Origin of the sequence: Gordonia westfalica (genome assembly GCF_900105725.1) — a bacterium.
Taxonomy (GTDB): domain Bacteria; phylum Actinomycetota; class Actinomycetes; order Mycobacteriales; family Mycobacteriaceae; genus Gordonia; species Gordonia westfalica.
This window is the reverse complement of the sequence record NZ_FNLM01000024.1, coordinates 1-21,270: the sequence shown is the minus strand read 5'-3', so window position 1 is coordinate 21,270 and position 21,270 is coordinate 1. Positions and strand designations below refer to the sequence as shown.

Sequence of the window (21,270 nt, the reverse complement as noted above, 5' to 3'; positions counted from 1 at the left end):
CCGAACTGCGCGATATACCCCGATCGGGGTCCCACCCCTCGGGTTCCCAGTCAGGGTTGGGGTACCCGAACTCCTCACCGGTGTCGTCGGTGTAGAAGGTCAGTGCCCTTCGGGATAGCTCGTGATCGCAACTCGGTAGAGGTAGTAGCCGCCGCTGGGCTCACGCCAGTCCGGATCGGCCTCCTGCATTGCTCTGTACACGTCGCGTAGCTCGGCGAGCGTGAGAACCACTTCACCCGGCCGGACGGGGACTCAACCGACAGGTACGCCAGGTCGAGGCCGCTCACTCACCGAGCGATACGTGGACCTTCCTGTTTTCATCTGCTACTACAGGACTGGATCTGCGTAGTGCGAGAAGGACATGAGTCAGACCGCCTCGGGAAGGACTCGCGCGTCCAGGCCCCGCCTCTGGCATCTGCAGCTTGGACGTGTTCCCACACGGCGCCAGTGGTTCCAGGCCATCACGAAGTAACCAATGAGATCACGGTCGCTGACGTTGACTTTGCCTTCGCGGATACGATCGAGTCGGTCACGCAGGGCGAGAATGGGATTGCCGGACTGGAGCCCGGCGCCTGAGTAGAGTCCTTCGCTGAACTCGCGAGCCGCTTCGCCGTCGATCAGTCGGAACTGCAGCAGCACTGCAAGGGTCACGCTGGGTCGGCACTTGACGCGCCGGAGACGCTGACTGGCAAGGTCCTGAAGGATGGCCATCTCGACCGGGTGCTCGGCGGCCCAGGCGACTACCTCCGGGTTGCTGATCTTGCTTGCGACCTTCTGATCGCCGAAGAACGCCATACGCTGCCACTCCAGGTAGACCCGGATGCCGCCTGCGACGATCCTCGAATCAGTCGAACCAAGAAGCCCTTCGAGGACCAGTTGGTCGCCGGCCGTCCGGGTTGTCCCTTGATCCATCGTGCTTTGTGTGTCTGCGGGAGCCCGCGTACAACCAGGAAAGGAATGGCCGGAAAGTTGTCGTCCATCCGGGCGAGTGCAGTCAGCCGGTGCTGCCCATCGAGGAGGACATCATCGATCGACCACTTGATGGCTTCTCCGTTGTACTTCCAGCGTCCGGAAGTCATCTCGGCCATGAGACGCACTACCTGTGACTCTTTGATCGGTCGGTTGTGTGTGTTCTTCGCGAGTACACGACGCGCCATCGCCGGGTCGACGAAGATGGTCGACGCCGACGGCTTCTGCGGTGTCACACCGACGGACGCGAGATGCTGGCTCTTACGGTGGAAGTCGCCTTCGGAAGTTTTCTGCCAGTTCGACATGGGCTATCCTTCTAGTTGTGTGATGACGCTGTTGAGTGCGTCGCGGACGCGGATCAGATCGCTGAGGTTGGACGCCTTGATCTGGTCCTTGTTCCTTTTCAGGCGGTCGTCGGCGGCGAGCCGGTTGACCGATTCGACAGCGCGCTTCAGGTTGAAAGTCGCGGAGTCGAAAGCATCTGTGATGGGCCGACGCTTCGGCGTGGCCGGTTGTGCCGGTGCGGGGGTCGGCGTGGGAGCGTTGAGTTCAGCGAGGGCGGCATCGGTGAAGCCGGGGGCGATCTCGACCGGCTCGGCCTCAACCTCGGCATCGATGTCGGGTTCCGGATCGATCCGGCGGCTGCCGATCTCGCTACGGATCGCCGCCGCGGTCGGCCTACCCCGGTGGCCTCGTTGACCTTCGCCATAACATCCACGGCTTCAGCGGGGTCAAGGCCTGTCAGCTCCCGCGCCTGCCCCTCATTGGCCGGAAGTGCCGGTGTGTCACCAATTGGTGACGTCGCCATCTCCAGGGCGGCTTCCATGCCGTCAACAACGGTCGCCGCACTCATGAGGTCATAGGCCCGCTTACGGCTAAGGTTCCACCGGCTCTGGCAGTACACCTCGAACGACGCATACTCGTGCCGATAAAGGCGATCGTCACGGATCTTCGCCAGGGCGCGGCCTATCTCGATGAACGACTCGAGACCTCGCTCGATGACAGACTCTTGCTGCTCGAGGTCATCTCTCAGTGCTGACAACTGATCGGCAGCGGCGACCGGCTCGCCGGGCAGATAGCTCGGGTAGCTCATCGGTTCACTCCTCTACTGGTTTGGTGACCGGGGCGGCTCCCCCGCCCCGGCCTGCGCGGGCTCCTGCGAGAGGGAGGGGCCTGCGCGCTCCCGCACCGGCAGCGGTCAGCACGGGAGTGATCTACGAAGTCGGCAACGAGTGCTCGGACAACCGACCGCGGGTGCTCGATCACGCGACCACCCGCCGTTGATTGCTATTACGTCCATTGCTAGCGGATGCGTGCTCCACGAAAAGGAGATGCAGAGGCACGTCGAGAGCCTCCGCGATGCGTTCGGCCAACTGCGGTGTGCACGTGGTCTTGTTCTCGGCGCAGAGGTGCCCAATGAAGCTCTTTGAGCATCCGGCATACCGCCCAAGCCTGGCCATCGAAAATCCGCGCTGGTTCATCAGTGCTCGGAGAGTGTCCCCGGATGTGAGTTTCATCCAACTGCCTTTCGGCCATCGTTTGTATGACGCCACTTCATCCTCCATGGTCAACGGGTTGGTGTCAACTGTCGATGGATAAAACATACGACACTGGTAGACGCTTACGCAAGTAATCACAGCGTTGTAGTTCCGCAGCCAGCGGATATGATGGCGTCCAACACTGGATGAAACGGTCAACGGCAAAACGCCAATTCCGGCCGTTGTGGGGTAGACGGATGGGTGAGCGAATGACTAGCGACGTTCATACTCGGACGGCAGGCTCTGAGTCGTGAGCAAATTGTGGAGTTCGTCCAGGCCCACCTGGACAGGACGGGAGCATCCGAGGCGGCGTTCGCACGCCAGATCGGTAGCATCCCGCAGACTGTCAACTCGTGGAAGAAGCGCGGGTTGAAGCAGCTCCCGAAGTCGCCACTCTCCGTGCGATCTCAGAGATCACCGGCGCCAACTACGCGGACATCATTTCGGCCGTACTAACTGACATCGGGTACATCGAGGACGGCGAGCTGCCTACGGAGGCGATTACACCGAACGACCATCGGCAGATCGCTTTAGCAGCTCACCTACTTGTCGAGGCGGTTCCGAATATCGACGAACTTGATATCCCATTCGAGGACGTCTTTACGTTCGTTGGACTGGTCGAGCAGTCCGCGGGACTTCTTGGGCGCACTGGTCTCCATCAGGTAGATGACGCGACGGCGCAGGAGATTGTGGCCGAAGCCCGGAAAGCCGCGAGCAAGTATCGGCGGCTAGCACGGAGGGTGGCGGCTTCGCTCACAGGTGATGACGCGTCGGCAGATCGCCGACCGTCCGAGAGCCTGGAGGATTCCGATGCCCTACCAACTGATTCGCCCGCGTCGCCGGAGCACCGGGCGAAGCGAGTGAAGAGCAGAAGACCACAGCCGGCGGCAAGGTCACAGCCTTGCCTTCCCGGAATCAAGTCCCCAAACCTGAGCGGCCCGAGGATGCGAAGGCCGCCCGCAAGCGGAACCCACGGTTCAAACCCCAAGACCCTGACGAATCTCATTGATGTTATTCGAGGTCAGGGCCGTTTCTGTCAGAGGTGCATGTTCCTATTTCGGACATGAACTGGCATCCCTGGCGGTCAGCCCGCGATGACTACCCGCACATCGCGATCGACTGCACACAGCGACTCTCACCCGGAACGATGGGGCTCAACGGCGAGCGCACCATCTGGATTCACCGCGGCCTCACCCAAGCGGAGAGACGGTGCACCCTCACCCACGAGCTGCTGCACCGGGAGATGCCTGACGCTGATGAGGACACGATTGAGCGTGAGACGGCTCGCCGGCTGATCACACTCCCGCAGTTGGTGGACGCCTTCCGTTGGCTTCGTCACCCGTCACTGCCTGAGCTCGCTGAGCATCTGTGGGTGGACGAGCAGACGGCGTGGACGCGGATGCAACACCTGGACCCGATCGAGGTCGCCGAGATCGAAGCGGCGACCGAGGGTGACTGGTCGTGGAGTGACGTCGCATGACGGACGAAGAGAAGGCGATGCTCGACCTGGCCGGGCGGAGATGGAACTACGCCGGCAACCTCGAGCAGAAGGTGCGAGACGAGTTCGGCATCAGCCTCACCCGGTTCTGGCAGATTGTGAACCGCCTCCTGGACACTCAGGAAGCTTTAAGCTACTCACCGCAGGTGGTGAACCGTCTGCGGTGATTACGAACCCGGAGAACCCCATGAAACGCGCCATCGCCCTGGCAGCAGCAGCCCTCTTCACCACCACCCTCGGCGCAGGAGTAGCCGACGCCGCACCCCGCGACATCACCCCGACCATCGCCTTCCCCGGCGAACACGTCCGCTACTTCTTCTCCTCCGACACCCCACGCAACGACATCGCCTACTACGCGGCCGGCGGACGTCTCGTCGTCGCCAAAGATGTGGTGTTCCAGCCCACACTGATCAACATCGGGTCCGGGCCGCGCTACCACACCCACCGGGCGTTCACCTCACCCGGCCGTCAGCTCATCGGTTCGTCGATGCAGACGCGTGGATGGTCGGCGCAGTGTCAGGTGCAGTTGGATGGCCGGACTGTCGACTCGGCGTATGTGCCGGGTCGCCGATTCGCCAACGCCAACTGCTAGACGTCGGGAAGCGCGAGTAGTTTCTCGAGTTGCCCGAGGGCGGCGCGGGTGAGGTCGGTGGAGGTGTGCGCGTACTGCCGGTGCGACGTAGTGGTGGTGTGCCCCAAGATGGCCATTCGGGTGGCTTCCTCCACGCCGGCCTCCTGCAGGAGGGTGGCGACAGTGTGGCGGGCGGCGTGCTGATCCGGCGCGTCCTCCACCTTCCCCACTACCGCGGCTTGTACACACAGCTGCTTCCAAGCGAGGGTGTCGTCGCGGGGCTGGATGGCCGCCCCATCGTCCCGGGTGAACACCAACCCCTGCGACGGGTTGCCCTTCTGCTCCCACAATTCGGTGAGCGCAGCAACCACGGGCGGCAGCAAGGGCACCAGCCGACGCGACCCGACGTCTTCGTGGGCACCAGGCACGCCGTCCAGTGCACCGGGGTGAAGGTGAAGGTGTCGGGGACGTCGAACGCTTCCCGCGGATACACGTCACCTTGCGGGCGAGGGCCTTTCTTCAACTTCAACCGGGCCAACTGCCACGAGATGTCAATGACACCCACACCGAGGTCGACACGATCCCAGGTGAGGCCCAAAGCTTCGGCTTGGCGGGCACCGGTCAGTAGGGCCAATGACCAGCGGGCTGCGTCTGTTGCGTCACGTGACGCCACATGCAGAAGCACTGCCCGTGCCTGCTCCACAGTGAGGGGAACGCGCTCCTCGGAGCGGGCCTGGGGGCGGTCCATACGCTCGCACGGGTTGTTGCCGATCTTCCCGTCTTTCACTGCATCCCCCAACGCTTTCGCCAACACTGAGTAGGCGGCTTGGGCGGTGCGGGTGGTGTGTGCGTCGGCGACGTGGTTGACCATGCGGCGAACATCAGTGGGGGTGAGCTTCCCCAGCTTCTTCGACCCGACATGCGGGATGAGTTGGTGTTTGATGGTGGACCGGTAGGTGGCGAGGGTGCGGGGTTTCAGGCGTGGCGCGGCGATCGTGTCCACCCAGTAGTCCAGCCACTGGGCGACGGTGATCTGGCCGGCGTTGGGGAGGATGCCGTTCGCGAGGTCTTTCCGCATGGCTGCGAGTTCGGCCACGGCGTCGGCGTATTTCTTGCGTCCACGTTGGTAGTACTTGCCGTCGGGGAGGAGGACTTGCGCCATCCACATGCCGTCGGCCCGTTGGTACAGTCCGCCTTCACCTTTCGCCCTACGGCGCTTCTTCGGGGGCATATCGGCTCACTTACGTTTGTACTTACGTTTACCCCAGTCTATGCGCTGTCTAGACAAACTCGTGAAAACTTCAGTTACCTGCAGGTATTCGCTCAGCCTTGACAGTAGACCCACCATGAGCATACCCCTAAACACAGCTTCCCAAGCTGAATACGCGGGTTCGATTCCCGTCATCGGCTCCAGGTCAGAGGGCATTTTCACTCCGACGCTTACGTTTAGACTTACGTGTATCTCGCAAAGTGAGGTCCAGTCCCCTCCGTCGCGAGTCTTCCAAACTAGCTACGCGGGTTCGATTCCCGTCACCCGCTCCAGGTCAGAGACCACACAGGCTCTCGACTACAGCCACGGTTACAGCCAAGGCATTCAAGTACAGCCATCCAGCACCACGCTGGGTGGCTGTACTTGTACATACACGTCGATGGAGAGCGGCATGAGCCTTCGTAATCAGTCGATGTGCTCCAGCGCGGTGTCGGCGAACCACCACCCGTCGCCGAACAACTCCCGCGCCCATGCCGTGGCGTGAGTGAACTCCACCCGGTGCAGTAGGTCGGGCACGCGTTCCTGGGCGATGATCTTCCCAGCCGCCTCGGCGTTCCCTAGTGAGGTCACCCGCACGCGGTCCCCTACCTTGAACTCAGGCATCGGTCCAGTCCTGTCGTACGAGCTTGCTGGGATCGTTGGGTACATACTCGCCAACCGTTTCGGGATGGCTGGTGGAGTTGGTGACGTAGAGGATGGGCCAGTCGGTTCCAGGTACGAAGTCCACGATTCGCCCAGTGTGGTCACCGACAACAGTCCGCACACGATCCCCTACCTTGAACTCAAGCATCGTTCCCCGCCCTCGCCTGTTCCAACCGCCATTCGTGTACGCAGATCATTGCGCCGGTGTGGAGATAGCCCGTGTTGCGGGCGTCGGCGTACACCTGCGCCTCAGCTTGGGCAGGGAACAGCTCCGCATTCAACGGGCAGTCGCGGCCAGACAGGACGTTGACGGAGAACTCGCGAGCCTCCCAGGTCCGATCGCCGTGGTCGGCGACACGAACCTCTGAGAAGGTGTCGGCGGGGTGGGCTTCACGCCGGTGTGCCGGGCGGAAGTTGCGGCATCCCTGCCCGGGAACCACGAGACACTCGTCCTTGAGCTCAGGCGCGCTCACGGCTCGACCTCACCAGAGGTGATGTACACGTCTCCGTCATGGAGGACGACACTCTCGGCTTCGCCGTAGTAGTAGCCGCCCGTAGGTTCAGACCACACGCCCATCTGCGCCCAGTCGATACAGGCGGTGGCATCCTGGGGCATCTGCTGCAGCTTGGCGATCAGTTCGGCTACGGTCATTCTCCTATTGTCCCAGGTTGTGGCCTATTTCTCCGGTGACACACCCACCCTTGCCGGGCAAGCCATTAAGATCCCCACATGGGTCAACTCACAGGCAACACCCGGCAATTCGGAACGTGCGCGTGTGGATCGCAGATCATCAGCCGCGAGGAGCGAACTCAGGTACGCGCTCGGCCCACAGTCTGGGGCCGCGCAGAGTGTCAGTCACCTCCGCTGACCTGCGGAGTGCGCAACGGTGGCAGGGAAAGTCAATGGCTGAGCGCACTCGCGAATGGTCCGGTGCCCACGCTATTCAAGGACATCCAGGAGGGTGACTTTGTGTTTGCCAAGGGCCGCTGGCGGCAGGTCACATCACGTACTGTCACAGAGCTCACCCTTGGCCTCGATCAGGTATCACTGAGTGAGTTGGTGGACGTGAATGCGGAGCGGGAGATTCTGCGTCCGTCCTGAACCAGTCCGTCCAGTCCGCACTTTGATCCGACTTTGGGGACACCAACAGACTGGCGTCTCCCCCAAAGTCCTCCACCAGTCGCCGGCATTCGGGGCAGTCCGGATCGTAGGGTGGTCGGTAGATGCGGATGCGTGGAGTCATGAGCCTTGGACGCAGCCGCGGGGTGGCGGGGTTCCCCTCAACGCAAAGAAAACGCCCCACCCTCACGAAGAGGATGGGGCGTTCAAGGTTGTCCAAGTTCAGAGCGGGTGTCGCATCATGACGCTCTGCGATCGGGTTCCCAGTGTTTCCTATCAGTGGCCGGCGCATCGCGCTCCGACGATCAGTGTGTGTTCCTGAACCTCACCCGCTCTGAACTTGTGAGATAACAGTAGCATCGACTTCTGTTGCAGCGCAACACATTTCACGAAACCCGTATGATCACCTGGTGACCGATCGGGACGTACTACGCGCCGCAGCCGAAGCCATACGCGCACAGATGCGCCGCCAGCAAGCCGAAATGACACAAGCCACCGACGGCGGATGGACACCACCCGACCCCGACCTACTCGCACTCGCCGTCGAATGCGACGACGTGGTCTACTCCCAGCGCGCCGAGGCCCCGGACCTCACCGACCGGCTCGCCGCGGTACTCGGCGACGCCTGGGAGCCGTGACAGCGGTGTCCCGATTCCGGTTATGGGCGGGGGTCAGCCCCGACCGACGATCATGTACTGGCCTGTGGTGAAAGTGCTGACGACCTCCACCCACTCCCACTGATCGGTGAGCACGAGGGTCGGCACACCGTCGATGCCGATCGGCGCGGACACGGTGACCGCGTTGGCTGAGGCGTCGATCTTCTTGATAGTGAAGCGATACCCAGCCGATCCGGTGTTCGGCAGTGAGATCGTGAACGCTCCACCACTGGCATCGCACATGTTGAACGGCGCGGTGTTGGTGGTGATGTTGTAGGTACCGGATCGATTGCCGAGCCCGGTACGGAATCCGCCTGTGAGAGCGACCGCCCCCGAGGTCGTGATCGGATACGCACCACCAGCAGTGCGAAGTCCAAGGCTGGACAGGACGGTGCCGAGGTCGTCTGTTGCGGACGGCTTCGTGCCGAGCGCGGACGTGCCGAAGAATCCCACCTCGGCCATCGACTTCGCCCCGGTGATCGTCTGGTCGGTATCGAGCGTGACGCCTGCTGCGCCACCGGATTCGACTTCGGCCCAGTCGGTGCCGTCCCATCGCTGCAACTGGTCGTCGCCCTGGTCGTACTCGACGCCACCTATGCGGGCCGCACCAGTCACGTCGAGGGACACCAGGGCGCGAGTTCCAACGAGATCGCCGGGGCCGTGGACGGTGACCGAGCCCGGCTTGTACTCGCCGCTGCCGTTGACATCGGCGGCGTGTACCGCGTAGGACGTCCCCGCTTCTCCGAATATCTCGATGGTCCCCTGGGTGAGGTCCACGATCACGTCTGACGCGAGGCTCGACACCTCCACGCCCTTGGCTGTGGTGTGAATCTCGGGGTCGATGATGCGTGTACCAGTGCTGCCGCAGCGCGCGAGAACACCGTTGTTGGTGCCGTAGTAGCGCGGTCGTAGAATGCGATACCCGTAGTCGCCCGCGTAGGTGGTGTTGCCGTGTGACCAGCCCGACGAGTCGCCGCCGACCACGGTGTCATCGACCGAGTAGATGTCGCGTGACCGCAGTCCGTGGGTCTGGTAGGACACCCCAGCGGGGCGGTACGACCGGCACGACCGCGACCCACACCGCGCCGACGCCACGTAGTTGGCGACGTGTCGTGTCCCGTAGGCGACGCTACGGGTGAACTCGCCATCGACGCAGTGAGTCATGCGCCCGATGTACCCGTGCCCTGATCCTGTCTGGAATGGGTTTCGCCCCTCGATGTCGATGGTTCGCGGGCGCAGGCACTTGTTGAAGTTGACGATGTGGTTCTCCCACCCCTCGGCGCGCACGTTCTCCACTCGGGGGTCCACGCAGGCGTAGAAGTAGAACAGGTGACCGCCTGAGGTCTCGATGTCCCCGGTGTACATGCCGTCGGGGTTGGTGTCGATGATGAGTCCGATGTTCTTGACGACCGGACGGACCGGGGTCGAGATGCGTTGCAGCGTGGGGACCACGGAGAAGTTGGCCTGGTACTGGTGGCTGAGGGGGATGCGGAGGCGCACGGTTCCTGTGGACGGCGTGATCGACTGCACGATGTTGACCTCGCCGCGTCCGACCCACGAGGCGTTCGCGCCAGTGTCCCACCGGGCGACGGGGTATCGGTCACGGACGATGACCAGGTCGTCGGTTGAGAACCCGTTCGATCCTGAGAAAGGGTTCGTGATTACCTCGGTAGCTCCACGGGCGAACCCCGAGCTGCTGAGATCAACCTCAGGGCCGACGGTGGACGACCACGAGATAAAGGGGCTGGCCACCGACAGGTCGCCGGAGTCCATCGTTTTCGTCACAACCCGTGCGCCATTGAAGTCGAGCGTGAGTGACTTACCGGTGATCGACAAGGGGTCGAGGCGGTAGGTCTTGGTGGCATCGAAGACGATCGTCGAACCGTCAGGCACGGCAGCGATGAGATCAGTCAACGCGGCGGTGTCATTAGTGCCACTCCCCGAGTTGGCATCACCCCCGGCCCAGTCACCCACGAGACCGTGCTCGCCGACGAAGAACACGCCCCCCACGCGCGGAGCATAAGTTTCCTCAGCTACCTCTTGTGTGAGGAAGCCTGTGGTGCCTGCTGCGACACGGGCATCGACCGCGGCACGGGAGGCAGACCCCTCGGCGGTGATCTTCGATGCCACCGCCGAATCCGGTACCGCACCTGCCGTCACGTCCTCCAGGATTTGGGCTGCCTCATCACGGGCCGTGCGGGTCTCGTCCCGCAGGGTGGCGACAGCGTTCACCACGGCTGGGGTGTAGGCGTCGGGGTCGTAGTCCTCGATCAACTCCTGCAGCGTGTGCGAACCTTCTGTCAGGACAACCGAATACCACTTCGACCGGTAATCCTTCGCCCCGAAGATCGCCTTCTGCACCTGGTACGGACCCTCAGGGAGCAACCCCGAGTCGTAGAAACCAGGGGCGGACGGGTGCGTGGGCGGGTTGATGGGGATGACGGTGGGCGCCGAGTACACGGTCACCCCAGCGTTGTTGCGGTCCACCGGCACCCGAATCCACAGTTTCGAATCCCGCGGCGGGAACCCCCCATCGGGGAGCTGATACACACCAGTCAAACGTCCGGACATGAACTTCCTTTCGAACAGGAGGGGGGGTACCGCAGACGGGCGCCTTATGCGGGGGTGATGTTGATCCAGCAGCCAGACACTGACTGAGGTCCGCCATTCGAGGCATGCCACATGGTGAGTTGGTCGCCTGCGGCGACGGTCAACGACACTGTGCCGGTGAGTCCGACGCTGCCGACGTCGACACCGTTGCGTTGGATTTTGATGTTGCCGTTACCAGTCGCCGACCAGGTGAGGGTGACGTTCCCGGCGCCCTTCACGACGAGCGCATTGTTGGTGACCGTCGCCGGATAGGTGGGGTCAGAGGTGAACCCGGTCACCTGCACATACGGGAGGAACGAGTTCGATACTGACCCGTTCTGCATGCGTTGACGGGTGAACGTGACGAGGGTGGCGGTCGCGGCACTCGATGTTGCAGCACTGTTGGTGCCGGTCAGGGTGTGGCGGGGTCGGGATGTGGCTGTGCCAGTGACAGTCACAGTGTTGGCGGCGGCGAGCTGGGGGCGCAGGTCTGCGGTGTCGGCGACATTAATGGTTTGCAGTGCCGCCAGCGTGTAGCGTGCCCGCGCCGTACCGGTTTGGTCGGCAGCCACCGTTTGAGAAGCGGCTAACGGTACGCGTAGGCCACCCAGTTCGGTGGCCTGCCCCACGGTGGTGGTTTGGGTGGCGGAGATGGTGTGTCGTACCCTCACCACCGCCACAGACGTCACCTCGAACGTTTGGGAGGCATCCGCATTCACCGATCCCACCGATGGCACTGACGATGCTGTCGGCGCCACCACCATGTCTTGTGCTGCATCCAGCTCAATGCGTGGGCGGGTGACGACAGGTTGGGTGATGGTGATGTCTTGTGTGGCGGTCAGGGTGTAGAGAGTTGCCGTCGACGCTGCAGGGGTGACAGTGGTCGCTTGTGTAGCGTCGAGTGTGTAGCGGGCGCGGCCATCGCTGCTGGTGTCGGTGGTGATGGTGTTGGTTGCGGTCAGGGTGTAACGGGCACGCACCACACCCACACCAGCCACCACACCCGAACCGGTACCGGCTATGCCGACACCGAGTTTCCCGGACTGCCCCACCTGGACGGATTGCTCCGCATAGTCCACGCAGAGTCGGGCGTACACCACACCCGCAGCGGTGACGGTGATGGTGTTGCCGGACATCAACCGTTCTTTGGTGCGGGGCCGGCGGGTCCGATAGTGCGGGGCCGTCGGCAACCTCACCCCAGTGTGCCGGGCTTCCGGTACCACCACCCGCGTGTGGGGTGCAGCAGGTAGCACCACACCCACCCGCGGAACCGGTACCGCCGTAAACAGGTAGGGACGGTTGGGGACTGCCGTCACCACCCTGCCTGCCAGAACGATCATCTACGTGATGGTGATCGTGGGGGTGACGTCGATGGTGGCGTTCGCACTGACTGTGGTGGAGGGGATGGACAGTTTGTCCAAATAGGTGCCGGAGGTTTGCGCCGAGTACACGCCGGCCGCGACGACGGTGGTGGCGGGCACGTTGATCGACACCTTCGACCCGGTCATGGAACCCGACGCCGGAGTCCCCCAGGTCGTCTGCTGGCGGGCATACGCGGGGGTACCGCCCGACACCTCGGATGCGCCGGTGCTGCCGGGGTCGGCGGTGTGCAGGGAAATCCACGTTCCCTGCGCTGCATACGCATTGAGCAGGGCGGTTTTCATCGCGTTGGTGGCGAGTGCCATGTCATTCTCCTAGGTTGTAGTTGATGTCGAGGTGGAGGGTTTGTTCGGCGGTGAGGTCGACGTGTTCCCGCCCGTGATCGTCGATCCAATGTCGGGTGCCGTTGTCGTCGGTCCACTCAGACACGGCGGACTGCTTTCCCGTAGTAGAGGGGATATTCCTGGGTGGGGGTTTCGGGCATCGACACCGTGAGCAGGAAGTGGGTGGCCCGCCCGATGATGGGGGCCAGCGTTTCCTGTTGCACCACATAGTCGATGGAGGGTGGTTCCACCACGCCGGGGATGGAGATGATGGGGGTGGTGGCGTTCCGGACGGGGTCGCCTTCGAAAAAGTAGAGGGTCGATGCTGCACCGACCGGCCACGATGTGATGTTGCCGGAGGTGGCGTCGATGGGGTCGAGGGAGAAAACCAGGTCACTGTTCTGGTAGAGGGGGATTTCCGCTTTCGTTCCCTCCCATCCGAGGGTGACGGTGGTCATGGTGTCTCCTGTTCTGTGAGTTCATATCCGAGTGCCGCCAAAGCATCAGCGTGGGTGGCGAGGTCGGGGTTGATGGTCATCGCGAACGACTTCGAGTCAGTCGACAGGATCGGGGTCAAACCGTTGGCGGGGTCACCGTCGTAGTCGATGACCTGGCCACGCTCATCCGACAGGAACACCGACACATCCGGTTTCAGATGCGACCGCGAGACGGGAACCTGCATTCCCATGCTGGTGAGAATCGAAGTCATGTCAGGCACTTCCACCACCAACACCAACAGGAACCCATCCTCCGTGGAGTACAGGTTCGTGATCGGCGGCATATGCGGAAGAGCTTCAGCCACAAGGGTTGCTGGTTTCATACTCATCTCCAGAAGATCCAGATCACACCGGTAGCGCCGATACCGCCAGCGCCGAATGAGCCGGTACCGCCGTTCGAACCACCACCACCGCCACCACCACCGCCGGGATAGCCGCCCGGGCCGCCAGCTCCGCCGCTGTAGTTGAGGAAGCTGACACGGCCACCACCACCACCGCCACCACCACCGGCGCCGCCACACTTCGTTTGAGTTGCCGGCGACACGTTCGCGCCTGCACCACCGGGTCCACCGTTACCGCTAGGCGCACCTGCCCCCGCAGTCCCACCAGCGCCGAGAGGCGTTGACCCGCCCGCCAAACCATTCGTGCCGGAGTCTGCTAGTGTCCTGAGTCATTAATTCGTGTGCAGTAGTGGGCGATGGAGTCGAGGATCTGGTCAGCGGTCTTGACCCACACGTAGGGGCGGGGGTTGTCGTTCCAGGTCTCGATCCACGCTCTGATGTCGGCATTGAGTGCTCGTACGGTGCGGTGGGTGGAGCGTTGGAGTTTCTTGGTGGTCAGTTCGGCGAACCAGCGTTCGACGAGGTTCATCCAGGATGAGCTGGTGGGGGTGAAGTGGACAACAAACCGCGGGTGCGCGGTCAGCCATCGCTTGACCGCGGGTGTCTTGTGGGTGGAGGCATTGTCCATGACCAGGTGGACGTCGAGCTCGTCGGGTACCTCGGCGTCGATCTTGCGGAGGAATCCGATGAATTCCGTTGCGCGATGCCGTGAGTGAAGCGAACCGATGACTTTGCCCGACGCGATGTCCAACGCCGCGTACAGGCTGGAGGTGCCGTTGCGCACGTAGTCGTGGCTGGCCCGTTGCGGGGTGCCCGGGAGCATGGGAAAGATCGGCTGGGTGCGATCGAGCGCTTGGATCTGGGTCTTCTCGTCAACGCAGAGCACCAGGGCACGTTCGGGTGGGTTCATGTAGAGCCCGACGACGTCGCGGACCTTTTCGGTGAACATGGGATCTTTCGACAGCTTCCACGAATCCTGTTTGTGTGGAGCCAATCCGAACGCTCTCCATACACGCGAAACAGTTGACTGCGACATGTCGAGATGCTCAGCCATCGACCGAGTCGACCAGTGTGTCGCATTCTTCGGAGTGGTCTCGAGAGTTGCGGTGATCAGGTCTTTGATCTGCTCGTCGCCGACGGTTCGAGGTCGCCCGGGCCGGGGTTCGTCGAGCAACCCCTCGCAGCGGTGCTCGACGAACCGGCCTCGCCATCGCCGCACGGTACCTCGGTTGAGGCCGAGTCGTTGTGCCACTTCGGTATTCGACCCGCCATCTGCGGCAGCGAGAACGATTCGTGATCGCATCGCCAAACCCGAGGCCGTCGTTCGCCGACGCGCCCACCCTTCGAGCTCACGGCGCTCGTCATCGGTCAGAACAATATCCACTGCTCGCGGACCCCGGGTTGCCATTCCCCAGTCTATCAACCGAATGACAATTAATGACTCAGGACACTAGACCACCACCGCCGCCGTTCCCCGGCAGGGATGTGGTGGGTGAATAGCCGAACGATGTCGAGATCCCACCCTGCCCTGGGGTCGTGGTGATATGGGTGCCGAAACTGGACGGATTGCCATTCGTGCCAACGACGTAAGGCGTACTCGAATCCACTGATTCGGGGTCGAGTTGCTGGAAAATGTATCCACCGCCGAGGCCGCCAGCTGCGCGGGTGGTGGTACTGGAGGTGCCGTCCGAACCGTTCTTCCCACATCCGATGAGACCCACGATCAGTTCGGTGATGTTTTCAGGTTTCGTCCACGTACCCGACGTGACCTTGGTTTCCACGTTGTAGCCGTTGAGGACGGCGTCAGCGATGGCCTGGATCGTGTACTGAACCTCTTGCGGATCACCAACCGAACCGCCACCAAACCAGCCATTGAAAATGCCGTTGATGATCGACGCAATGTTCGCCGTCGCCGCATGAGCCAACAACCGGATCACATCAACCGGCTCACCCATATGCTTAAACTTCGGATTGAACTGGTTGTACGCGTAGTCATCCCAGAACGCCTGATCCGCATTCGCGAACTGCGACAGGCCTGACGTGGCACCGTTCGGGCGGTTCGCGGGCAGGAAGTATTTGCCCGGTACACCAGCACCGGGCTGATCTGGAGCTGTAATGGCTAACTCACCCCTTCGATCATGCGGGCCAACCGCTTAGCGTGGCCACCACCGTCGTAGTCCGTGGAATGCGCAGTGCCGAGATAGTTGCGGATGTCCTCCCCCGCACGCGCGAAATCGGGCCAGCGGAACGGATTCCACCACGGCTGCGCCACCGCCAGACGTTCAGCGGTCTTGAACGCCCAGGCGCGGGCGGCCTCGGGTGTGCGCACCGACATCCACCCGGTTAGGTCGGCGACCGTGCGCAGCGGTGAACCTAGCGGCAGGTCGGCGATCGGATCACCCGGCGCCCACTCGGTGAACCGAGGCCGCGGGACGTGCAGCGCCCCGGCGATCCCGGACCGGCCGTGATGCACCGGCGTGTGCGGGTCGCCCAGCGTCGCGACGGCGAGCACCTGATGGCGAGGCCGCCGAGGCAGGATGTCGCGCGCGTACTTCACTGCGACCGCCGCGCCCGCACTGTAGCCGCCGACGACCACGAGTTCGCGGGATTCGGTGACAGCTCGATCCAACGCTGCCGCGCCGATCGCTTTCGACTCCTCATACGACAGGTCGCCCATGCCGGTCGCCGGGCCGAAGTCGGCCGGGTACGGCACATACGTGAACTTCACCTTGCGGGGGTCGAGCGCGCGGCGCAGCGCCTCCGACGCGGGGGAGCCGCCGCGGGGTGCCCAAGTTCCGTCGACCCAGAGAAGTTCGATCATGACCGTCCTGCCCACCATGCTCGGATCTCGTCGCGCCACACTTGCCATGGCCGGCGGAAGTCGCCTGCCGCCCAACGGTCACGGCGGGTCTTGTACTGCAACACCAGCAGCATCACCAGGAGCGCGAGCATCATCACGGCGCCACCCGAGTACAGGATGAATCGAATCCACGCCCGCCCCGGATAGTCAGTACCCGCCCACACTGACGCCGAGATCTGGAGAAAGACCAGCGACATCAGGGTCGACTTGCCTAGGTAGATGAGTGACACCCGCTCCTTCCACCAGTACTGCCATGCGGCGTAGCAGATGGTGTAGACGGTGGCCAGCACGGCGAGCACCACAAGTGCCCAGTCGGCTATCAGCTCCACTAGTTCAGCCTTCCGAAGATCAGCTCGGCCCAGTGGTTGCGTTCCAACTGGTCACGAAGCTCCCGCTGTACCGGCCGCGCCCGTTCGGCGAGCCGTGCGCTTTCGGACCGGGCTTCTTCGGCCGATCGCGCGTTTCGCTTCGAGCGCGCATCAACTTCGTGCGCGCTCGCCCCCTTGGTCTTGAATCCCCACATCAGTTGGACTCCAAGCTCTCTCGCAGTGCCTTCGACTGGCTCGCGATGAGCTGGCCGGCGACATTCCACTCGGCCATCGTCTGCGCGTTGCGCGCGTTGGTCTCGAGGAGGTCGGCGATGGTCTTGGCGTCGCGCTCGGCCGCGGTCTTGTAGATCGAGATCTCCGATCCCCATACGATCCAGCCACGGGCGAAGGCGATACCGAGCACGAGCGCCATGCCGACGACGACCCCCACCACGCCGATGTCACTCAGCGCGGCGGGGTTCATCCAAGCGCTGGCGCTCGAGGTCACGGTCATCGGCCGAGGTTGACTTCGCGCTCGACGCCGTCAGCGGGAAGCTCAATACCTGCCAACACCTTCGGTGTGACCTGCGGGCGGGTGAACAGGAATCCGAGAGCAATCGTGGAGACCGCGAGGATGGCGCCCTGTTGCTGCTCGCTGAGGTTCAAGCCGAACGCAACGACCAGCGGCACCGCGGTCTGAACGACCGCGACGAGCGCCGGGTACACGCTCTCCTTCACCGAGATCACCACGAGCAGACCGAGCACCGCGTTGACCGCGGCCATGAACACGCCCTGAGTCTCGGTGGGGATGTTGAACCCGAACGTGGTCAGCAGAACCAGGATGGCTGAGACGAGGGAGGTCCAGGCGGCGGGCTCGCGGCCGAGGACAAGACGAGGGGTGGGTACAGACATGACGAGAACTCCTTCTGTGGGTGCGGCTCAGGCCGCGATGAGGTCGACTGCTTCGACGGCCAGCGGGATGCCGGCCGCGTTGACGAGAGTGAGATCCTTCGCGGCGTCGCCGATCTTCTTCACCGCGCCTGAGGGGTCCCACTCGAGGACGCCGTGCTCGAACGCCTGACGCTTGCCGCCCGTGCCGTTCGAGATCTCGTCCGACGTCGGCCAGCCGAGCGGGCCCTTCTCGTAGCCCTCGAGCGCCCAGCGCTGGCCGATGACGCCCTTCACGACGTGGTGGTCCTTGCCGTCCTTGCGGTAGAGCACGCCACCCTGGAACGCCATGACTGCGCCGTCGGCGAGCTTGGTGAAGTCGCGCACCGGGAAGCCGAGTTCGCCGGTCTCCCACTTGCGCTCGGCGTACGCCTCGAACAGGCCGCCGTGCGGGATGGCGTGCGCGCCGGTCGCCGGGTGAAAGTAGATGTGCGCGTTCTCGTACTCGACGAACCGGCCCTTACCGTCGCGGCCGACCTTGCGCTCACCCCCGGCGCCGGGCTTCGCCTTACGGACGCCGACCCACGGATTCTCCTTGGCCTCGAGCTCGATCATGTTCATGACCACGAGCGGCTTATCCGGTGCCTGGAGGAGCCGCTGACGGAACAGCTTCATGTCGAGGTTCCCGGGGTCCCACTTGCCCTGGATCGCGCCGTACTCCTTGTGCGCGACGACCTTGTTCCACGGGTTGCCGAGGCGCTTGTTGATGGCCCGGACGACCTTCAGGTATGCGCCGTACTGGGCCTCCGACCATGCCGCGGTGCCGTTGTGTGCGGCCTCGATGCCGATCGTCACGGCGTTGCCGTTGTTCGCGGGGATGCCCGGCCACGAGCCGGTGCCCGCGTGCCATGCGACGCCGACGCCGCACAGCGTGACAACACCGTTCGGCGCGAGGTGGAGTTGCGACGCGAGCCCGAGAGACGAGTGCTGCGCGATACCCCGCGGCGTCTCGCCGAACGAGCCGGTGTGGTGCATGAACGGACCCCAGATAGTGCCGAAGTCGCCGTGCCCGCGTTCGAACGCGCCGGGATAGATGTCAACCTTCAGGCCCTCGGCGCGCAGCACGTCGGGAAGCCAAACGGGATCAGCCATAATTGCCTCCTGTGGGCATGGGTGAATCCCCACACCCGAACGGGTGCAGGGTGAAAAGTTCTGTTGGGTTAGAGAGCTTCGGGGTTGATGCCGGCGTGCGGGGAACCGTCGAACGTTCCATCCGCCTTGCGGCGCTTCACCTCCGCGGCGAACGCCACAGCCTCTGCCTGCACCACCCGCTCCTGCGTATTCGCCTGGCGGGCCTTCATCTCCTCCACCTTCGCCAGATAGTTCTGATGCTCCTCATCAGCCAGCCGGGCGATCCGCTGCTCATACGTTTCATCCGGCTCATGCGAGTCGTAACACCACTTCCCCGCAGCCTTCGACGCCTCCAAGCTGTCCCCCGGTTCATAGTGCTTGATCGAATCCGCCACCAGCCGGACACCGCACTCCACCAGATGGCGGGCAACATCCACCCAATAGTCGGGTCCCATCACCAGCGGGGCACCCACCACACCAGGCAGGCCGATAAACAACACCGACACCGCCTGCGCTTCGGCTTCACGTTCCTCATCGGACATGTCAGCCCACTGCTTGAAAGACACTGTGCCCCCTCTCCGGGGGGCCAAGCCCTACCCGGGAATGTCTAGTACGTAACGGGTCTTTCCGTAATCCCAGATCCGCGGGATCTTGTTCTCCGCCGCGGCCTGCTGCTCGGTCCACGACTCGTCCCACAACAGGTTTGGGTCGTTGCGGAACCGCTTCAGGCGGAACAGGAACTTGTGCACCCGTTCGCCACGGAAGTAGTAGGTGTAATCCGGTCGCAGCTCGCCATCTTTGATGAAACCGCACTGCTCGTACAGGCCTCCGTCAGAGACGGCGTGGTCGGCGAATGTCACCACCCGTTGTGGTTGCATCGCAGCGACAGCGTGCTTCAGCAGCCGCGAATGCCCACCCCGCACGATCACCGAGGTGGCGAACCGCACCAACTCCACCTCAGTCTTGGTGCGCCACTTCATGCACATCACCGCGACCAACTCGCCACCATCGCGCAAACCGAACGCTTCACTCATTGCGGTCGCACCCTGAATGTGGTTGGCCTCGAGGAAGTCGCGGACCTCCACCCGATCTACCGCGGTCACGGTGAGACTGCGCGCATTCAGCCGGCGTTCCTGAGACACGCCCAGCTTGCGGGCGATCATGCGTTGGCAGATGTCCCGGCGGTCACGCCAGTCGTCTTCCCACACAGTCACCATCTGGATGCCCTTGTCGGCGCACCGCTGCCACTTCCGCTGGTGGTAGTGGCGGTCCTTCCCGGCGTCCTCCGAATGCCAGTACAGGCCGTTGAACTCGACCGCGATGTTCTTCGACGGGATGTAGATGTCGAGTTCGTTGGGTGCGATCACCGACCGCGTGCTGGTGACCACGTCGCCGGTGAGCGTCCGCACAAAGTCGGCGACCTCGATTTCGGCTCGAGAAATGTGCTTCGCACAAGCGGGACACCCGTTGCCCCGCCCTCGGTCCTTCGGTGCAGCCCACCACATGTGCCCGTCAGCGCACACCCACTGCAACTTCGTGTTCGACCCCGCCGACGTGACACCAAGGGCGGGGTCCACGAGCTGTCCGCGTAGCTCCTCGCTGAGCGGATTGGCGGTTGCTGCGTTCGCTGCATAGCTGGTGCCGCGGTGTGTGTACGAGCAAGCCTCGCATTGCACCGCCTCGCCCCGGATTCCTTTCGGCGTTCGCGAGAACTCCGTCCCGCAGGTGGAGCAGTTCCACCATGCCGGTTCCGCGGAGCCGCGCTCACTCCCTCCGGGGTGTGCGGGTTGCGATCTGACCACCAGGCGGCGATCGGATAGTCCGATAGTGGATCTGACTTGGCAGCGGCCCGTGACCGTGCGGACGCCGCACCGGTCTTATCTGAGAGCCGGTAACACCGTGGCATCCTGAGCCGTTGCTCCGGTTCTTCACCGTCGCCCGCCACTCATGCCCACACGTTCCACACCGCCACGCTGCTTTGTAGTTCGACTTCGCCGACACCGAAGTGTGCGGCTTCTCGTCGATCCACTCACCTTGCAGGTGGACAGCGATCCGGGATGCCGTGGCCGCGTTGCCGCGGTTAACCTCAGCGCCCTGCTTACCAGCACACTTGCGGCACCACTTCCGCAACCGCCGAGACGACTGCGACTCCTGCCACAGATTCCCGCAGGAACGGCACTCCCACCACCCCGACTGGCTGGCCGGCACCTCGAGGTGCCCTCTCCCGTCGTTGAGATCGATCCGCCATTCGGCTACATGCTCTGGGGCTAGTGGTGCTCGCTTATTCGCCACCCCAACAGGATAACCTGCTATCCGAAAGTTTCCGTTAGAACAGGCCGAGCTCCGACGCAGCAGTCGCCAAACCAGCAATCTCACGCATCAAACGAGTCATCGGGTCCTCATCCTCACGCGGACCAAACTCGAGTTCCCACTGCGCAAAATGATCCGCCGACCACTCCAACTTCGCCGACATCACCCGCTCAACATGAATCTCACGGCGCGTATCACCAGCCACCTCAAACGAACCACGATCACCCTTGTAGAGGTGGCCATACCCAGGCCAACCCACCACATACGGAGTCAACGCCGTCACCTTCACCTTGGCGTTCTTCTTCCGCGCCGTCGCCACAATCCCCGCACGAATCGCCATCACCGACGACAGCGTGTACGCCTTCCCCGGCAGGTCAAG

At 63.2% G+C, this 21,270-nt stretch carries 31 protein-coding genes and 2 pseudogenes; 4 read left to right on the top strand and 29 right to left on the bottom strand.

All coding sequences use genetic code 11. The annotated features are described in order from the left end of the window. Positions 1 to 99 precede the first annotated feature (99 nt). From BLU62_RS34270 to BLU62_RS03370, 4 genes are all read right to left on the bottom strand, one after another. A complete protein-coding gene (locus BLU62_RS34270; RefSeq protein ID WP_280141511.1) occupies positions 100 to 231 on the bottom strand; it encodes a hypothetical protein in 132 nt (43 codons plus the stop codon). A gap of 135 nt (positions 232 to 366) precedes the next feature. Continuing rightward, a complete protein-coding gene (locus BLU62_RS03380) occupies positions 367 to 912 on the bottom strand; it encodes a hypothetical protein (protein ID WP_244278048.1) in 546 nt (181 codons plus the stop codon). A gap of 1,146 nt (positions 913 to 2,058) precedes the next feature. Continuing rightward, a complete protein-coding gene (locus tag BLU62_RS34795; RefSeq protein ID WP_425284531.1) occupies positions 2,059 to 2,235 on the bottom strand; it encodes a DUF7324 family protein in 177 nt (58 codons plus the stop codon). Beyond that, positions 2,232 to 2,486 (bottom strand): helix-turn-helix domain-containing protein, encoded by a 255-nt coding sequence (locus BLU62_RS03370; protein WP_074847921.1) that lies wholly within the window; start codon positions 2,484 to 2,486, stop codon positions 2,232 to 2,234. The genes BLU62_RS34795 and BLU62_RS03370 overlap by 4 nt, the downstream gene beginning before the upstream one ends. Positions 2,487 to 3,570: 1,084 nt before the next feature. On the opposite strand from BLU62_RS03370, the gene BLU62_RS03365 reads away from it, so the two are divergent. From BLU62_RS03365 to BLU62_RS03355, 3 genes are read left to right on the top strand one after another with little or no spacing between them, the layout of a single operon-like run. Then, positions 3,571 to 3,987 (top strand): hypothetical protein, encoded by a 417-nt coding sequence (locus tag BLU62_RS03365; protein ID WP_074847925.1) that lies wholly within the window; start codon positions 3,571 to 3,573, stop codon positions 3,985 to 3,987. Next, positions 3,984 to 4,172, top strand: coding sequence for a DUF3263 domain-containing protein (locus tag BLU62_RS03360; protein ID WP_074847949.1), 189 nt, complete (start codon positions 3,984 to 3,986; stop codon positions 4,170 to 4,172). The genes BLU62_RS03365 and BLU62_RS03360 overlap by 4 nt, the downstream gene beginning before the upstream one ends. A gap of 20 nt (positions 4,173 to 4,192) precedes the next feature. Further along, positions 4,193 to 4,597 (top strand): hypothetical protein, encoded by a 405-nt coding sequence (locus BLU62_RS03355; RefSeq protein ID WP_074847958.1) that lies wholly within the window; start codon positions 4,193 to 4,195, stop codon positions 4,595 to 4,597. Here BLU62_RS03355 and BLU62_RS33595 read toward each other — a convergent pair. From BLU62_RS33595 to BLU62_RS03335, 6 genes and pseudogenes are all read right to left on the bottom strand, one after another. Next, positions 4,594 to 4,947 (bottom strand): tyrosine-type recombinase/integrase, encoded by a 354-nt coding sequence (locus tag BLU62_RS33595; RefSeq protein ID WP_244278047.1) that lies wholly within the window; start codon positions 4,945 to 4,947, stop codon positions 4,594 to 4,596. The genes BLU62_RS03355 and BLU62_RS33595 overlap by 4 nt on opposite strands. 431 nt (positions 4,948 to 5,378) lie before the next feature. Further along, a pseudogene (locus BLU62_RS34790) lies at positions 5,379 to 5,654 on the bottom strand (N-terminal phage integrase SAM-like domain-containing protein); the annotation flags it as partial. Positions 5,655 to 6,251: 597 nt separating this feature from the next. Beyond that, positions 6,252 to 6,449, bottom strand: a complete 198-nt coding sequence (locus BLU62_RS03345) for a hypothetical protein (protein WP_074848010.1) — start codon at positions 6,447 to 6,449, stop codon at positions 6,252 to 6,254. Then, entirely contained in the window at positions 6,442 to 6,573 is a 132-nt protein-coding gene (locus tag BLU62_RS34265) for a hypothetical protein (protein WP_280141505.1), read from the bottom strand. The genes BLU62_RS03345 and BLU62_RS34265 overlap by 8 nt, the downstream gene beginning before the upstream one ends. A 55-nt stretch (positions 6,574 to 6,628) precedes the next feature. After that, complete coding sequence (locus tag BLU62_RS03340; RefSeq protein WP_074848012.1) at positions 6,629 to 6,961, bottom strand: hypothetical protein; 333 nt, start codon at positions 6,959 to 6,961, stop codon at positions 6,629 to 6,631. Beyond that, a complete protein-coding gene (locus BLU62_RS03335) occupies positions 6,958 to 7,140 on the bottom strand; it encodes a hypothetical protein (RefSeq protein ID WP_074848014.1) in 183 nt (60 codons plus the stop codon). The genes BLU62_RS03340 and BLU62_RS03335 overlap by 4 nt, the downstream gene beginning before the upstream one ends. Positions 7,141 to 8,018: 878 nt before the next feature. Here BLU62_RS03335 and BLU62_RS03330 point away from each other — a divergent pair. Next, complete coding sequence (locus BLU62_RS03330; RefSeq protein ID WP_074848029.1) at positions 8,019 to 8,246, top strand: hypothetical protein; 228 nt, start codon at positions 8,019 to 8,021, stop codon at positions 8,244 to 8,246. A gap of 33 nt (positions 8,247 to 8,279) precedes the next feature. On the opposite strand, the gene BLU62_RS03325 is transcribed toward BLU62_RS03330, so the two are convergent. The 19 genes and pseudogenes from BLU62_RS03325 to BLU62_RS03245 all read right to left on the bottom strand — a co-directional run. After that, on the bottom strand, positions 8,280 to 10,835 hold the full coding sequence (locus BLU62_RS03325) for a hypothetical protein (protein WP_139179975.1): 2,556 nt from the start codon (positions 10,833 to 10,835) through the stop codon (positions 8,280 to 8,282). 44 nt (positions 10,836 to 10,879) lie between these two features. Next, complete coding sequence (locus tag BLU62_RS03320; protein WP_074847995.1) at positions 10,880 to 11,989, bottom strand: hypothetical protein; 1,110 nt, start codon at positions 11,987 to 11,989, stop codon at positions 10,880 to 10,882. Positions 11,990 to 12,193: 204 nt separating this feature from the next. Further along, on the bottom strand, positions 12,194 to 12,538 hold the full coding sequence (locus BLU62_RS03315) for a phage tail fiber protein (RefSeq protein ID WP_074847993.1): 345 nt from the start codon (positions 12,536 to 12,538) through the stop codon (positions 12,194 to 12,196). A gap of 1 nt (position 12,539) precedes the next feature. Next, complete coding sequence (locus BLU62_RS34260) at positions 12,540 to 12,662, bottom strand: hypothetical protein (protein ID WP_280141504.1); 123 nt, start codon at positions 12,660 to 12,662, stop codon at positions 12,540 to 12,542. Then, a complete protein-coding gene (locus tag BLU62_RS03310) occupies positions 12,655 to 13,014 on the bottom strand; it encodes an LtfC-like domain-containing protein (RefSeq protein ID WP_074847991.1) in 360 nt (119 codons plus the stop codon). Before BLU62_RS03310 ends, BLU62_RS34260 begins: the two co-directional genes overlap by 8 nt. Continuing rightward, a complete protein-coding gene (locus tag BLU62_RS03305) occupies positions 13,011 to 13,376 on the bottom strand; it encodes a DUF7572 family protein (protein ID WP_425284523.1) in 366 nt (121 codons plus the stop codon). The genes BLU62_RS03310 and BLU62_RS03305 overlap by 4 nt, the downstream gene beginning before the upstream one ends. A 334-nt stretch (positions 13,377 to 13,710) precedes the next feature. Beyond that, positions 13,711 to 14,802, bottom strand: coding sequence for an IS630 family transposase (locus BLU62_RS03300; RefSeq protein ID WP_074847987.1), 1,092 nt, complete (start codon positions 14,800 to 14,802; stop codon positions 13,711 to 13,713). Positions 14,803 to 14,836: 34 nt separating this feature from the next. Beyond that, on the bottom strand, positions 14,837 to 15,349 hold the full coding sequence (locus tag BLU62_RS03295) for a hypothetical protein (RefSeq protein WP_074847985.1): 513 nt from the start codon (positions 15,347 to 15,349) through the stop codon (positions 14,837 to 14,839). Positions 15,350 to 15,513: 164 nt separating this feature from the next. Continuing rightward, positions 15,514 to 16,215 (bottom strand): PE-PPE domain-containing protein, encoded by a 702-nt coding sequence (locus BLU62_RS03290; protein ID WP_074847983.1) that lies wholly within the window; start codon positions 16,213 to 16,215, stop codon positions 15,514 to 15,516. Then, positions 16,212 to 16,583 carry a putative phage holin gene (locus BLU62_RS03285; RefSeq protein ID WP_074847981.1) on the bottom strand — a complete coding sequence of 124 codons (372 nt, stop codon included), beginning with the start codon at positions 16,581 to 16,583 and terminating at the stop codon, positions 16,212 to 16,214. Before BLU62_RS03285 ends, BLU62_RS03290 begins: the two co-directional genes overlap by 4 nt. Further along, a complete protein-coding gene (locus BLU62_RS03280) occupies positions 16,583 to 16,777 on the bottom strand; it encodes a DUF7620 family protein (protein WP_074847979.1) in 195 nt (64 codons plus the stop codon). Before BLU62_RS03280 ends, BLU62_RS03285 begins: the two co-directional genes overlap by 1 nt. Next, the gene (locus BLU62_RS03275; RefSeq protein WP_074847977.1) at positions 16,777 to 17,076 is read right to left on the bottom strand and encodes a hypothetical protein; all 300 of its coding nucleotides are present in this window, start codon (positions 17,074 to 17,076) and stop codon (positions 16,777 to 16,779) included. The genes BLU62_RS03280 and BLU62_RS03275 overlap by 1 nt, the downstream gene beginning before the upstream one ends. Next, positions 17,073 to 17,474: a hypothetical protein gene (locus BLU62_RS03270; protein ID WP_074847976.1), complete on the bottom strand. Its 402-nt coding sequence runs from the start codon at positions 17,472 to 17,474 to the stop codon at positions 17,073 to 17,075. The genes BLU62_RS03275 and BLU62_RS03270 overlap by 4 nt, the downstream gene beginning before the upstream one ends. 27 nt (positions 17,475 to 17,501) lie before the next feature. Then, complete coding sequence (locus BLU62_RS03265) at positions 17,502 to 18,602, bottom strand: peptidoglycan recognition protein family protein (protein ID WP_074847974.1); 1,101 nt, start codon at positions 18,600 to 18,602, stop codon at positions 17,502 to 17,504. A 68-nt stretch (positions 18,603 to 18,670) separates the two neighbouring features. Further along, positions 18,671 to 19,147 (bottom strand): phage gene 29 protein family protein, encoded by a 477-nt coding sequence (locus BLU62_RS03260; protein ID WP_074848090.1) that lies wholly within the window; start codon positions 19,145 to 19,147, stop codon positions 18,671 to 18,673. A 27-nt stretch (positions 19,148 to 19,174) separates the two neighbouring features. Next, a complete protein-coding gene (locus BLU62_RS03255) occupies positions 19,175 to 19,990 on the bottom strand; it encodes a PDDEXK family nuclease (RefSeq protein ID WP_074848080.1) in 816 nt (271 codons plus the stop codon). A 45-nt stretch (positions 19,991 to 20,035) separates the two neighbouring features. Next, positions 20,036 to 20,158, bottom strand: a pseudogene (locus tag BLU62_RS34785) (zinc-ribbon domain-containing protein); the annotation flags it as partial. 187 nt (positions 20,159 to 20,345) lie between these two features. Next, positions 20,346 to 20,789: a zinc-ribbon domain-containing protein gene (locus BLU62_RS34780; protein WP_074848291.1), complete on the bottom strand. Its 444-nt coding sequence runs from the start codon at positions 20,787 to 20,789 to the stop codon at positions 20,346 to 20,348. A 118-nt stretch (positions 20,790 to 20,907) separates the two neighbouring features. Continuing rightward, a partial coding sequence (locus BLU62_RS03245; protein WP_483099058.1) for a Gp37-like protein occupies positions 20,908 to 21,270 on the bottom strand: 363 nt, incomplete at its 5' end.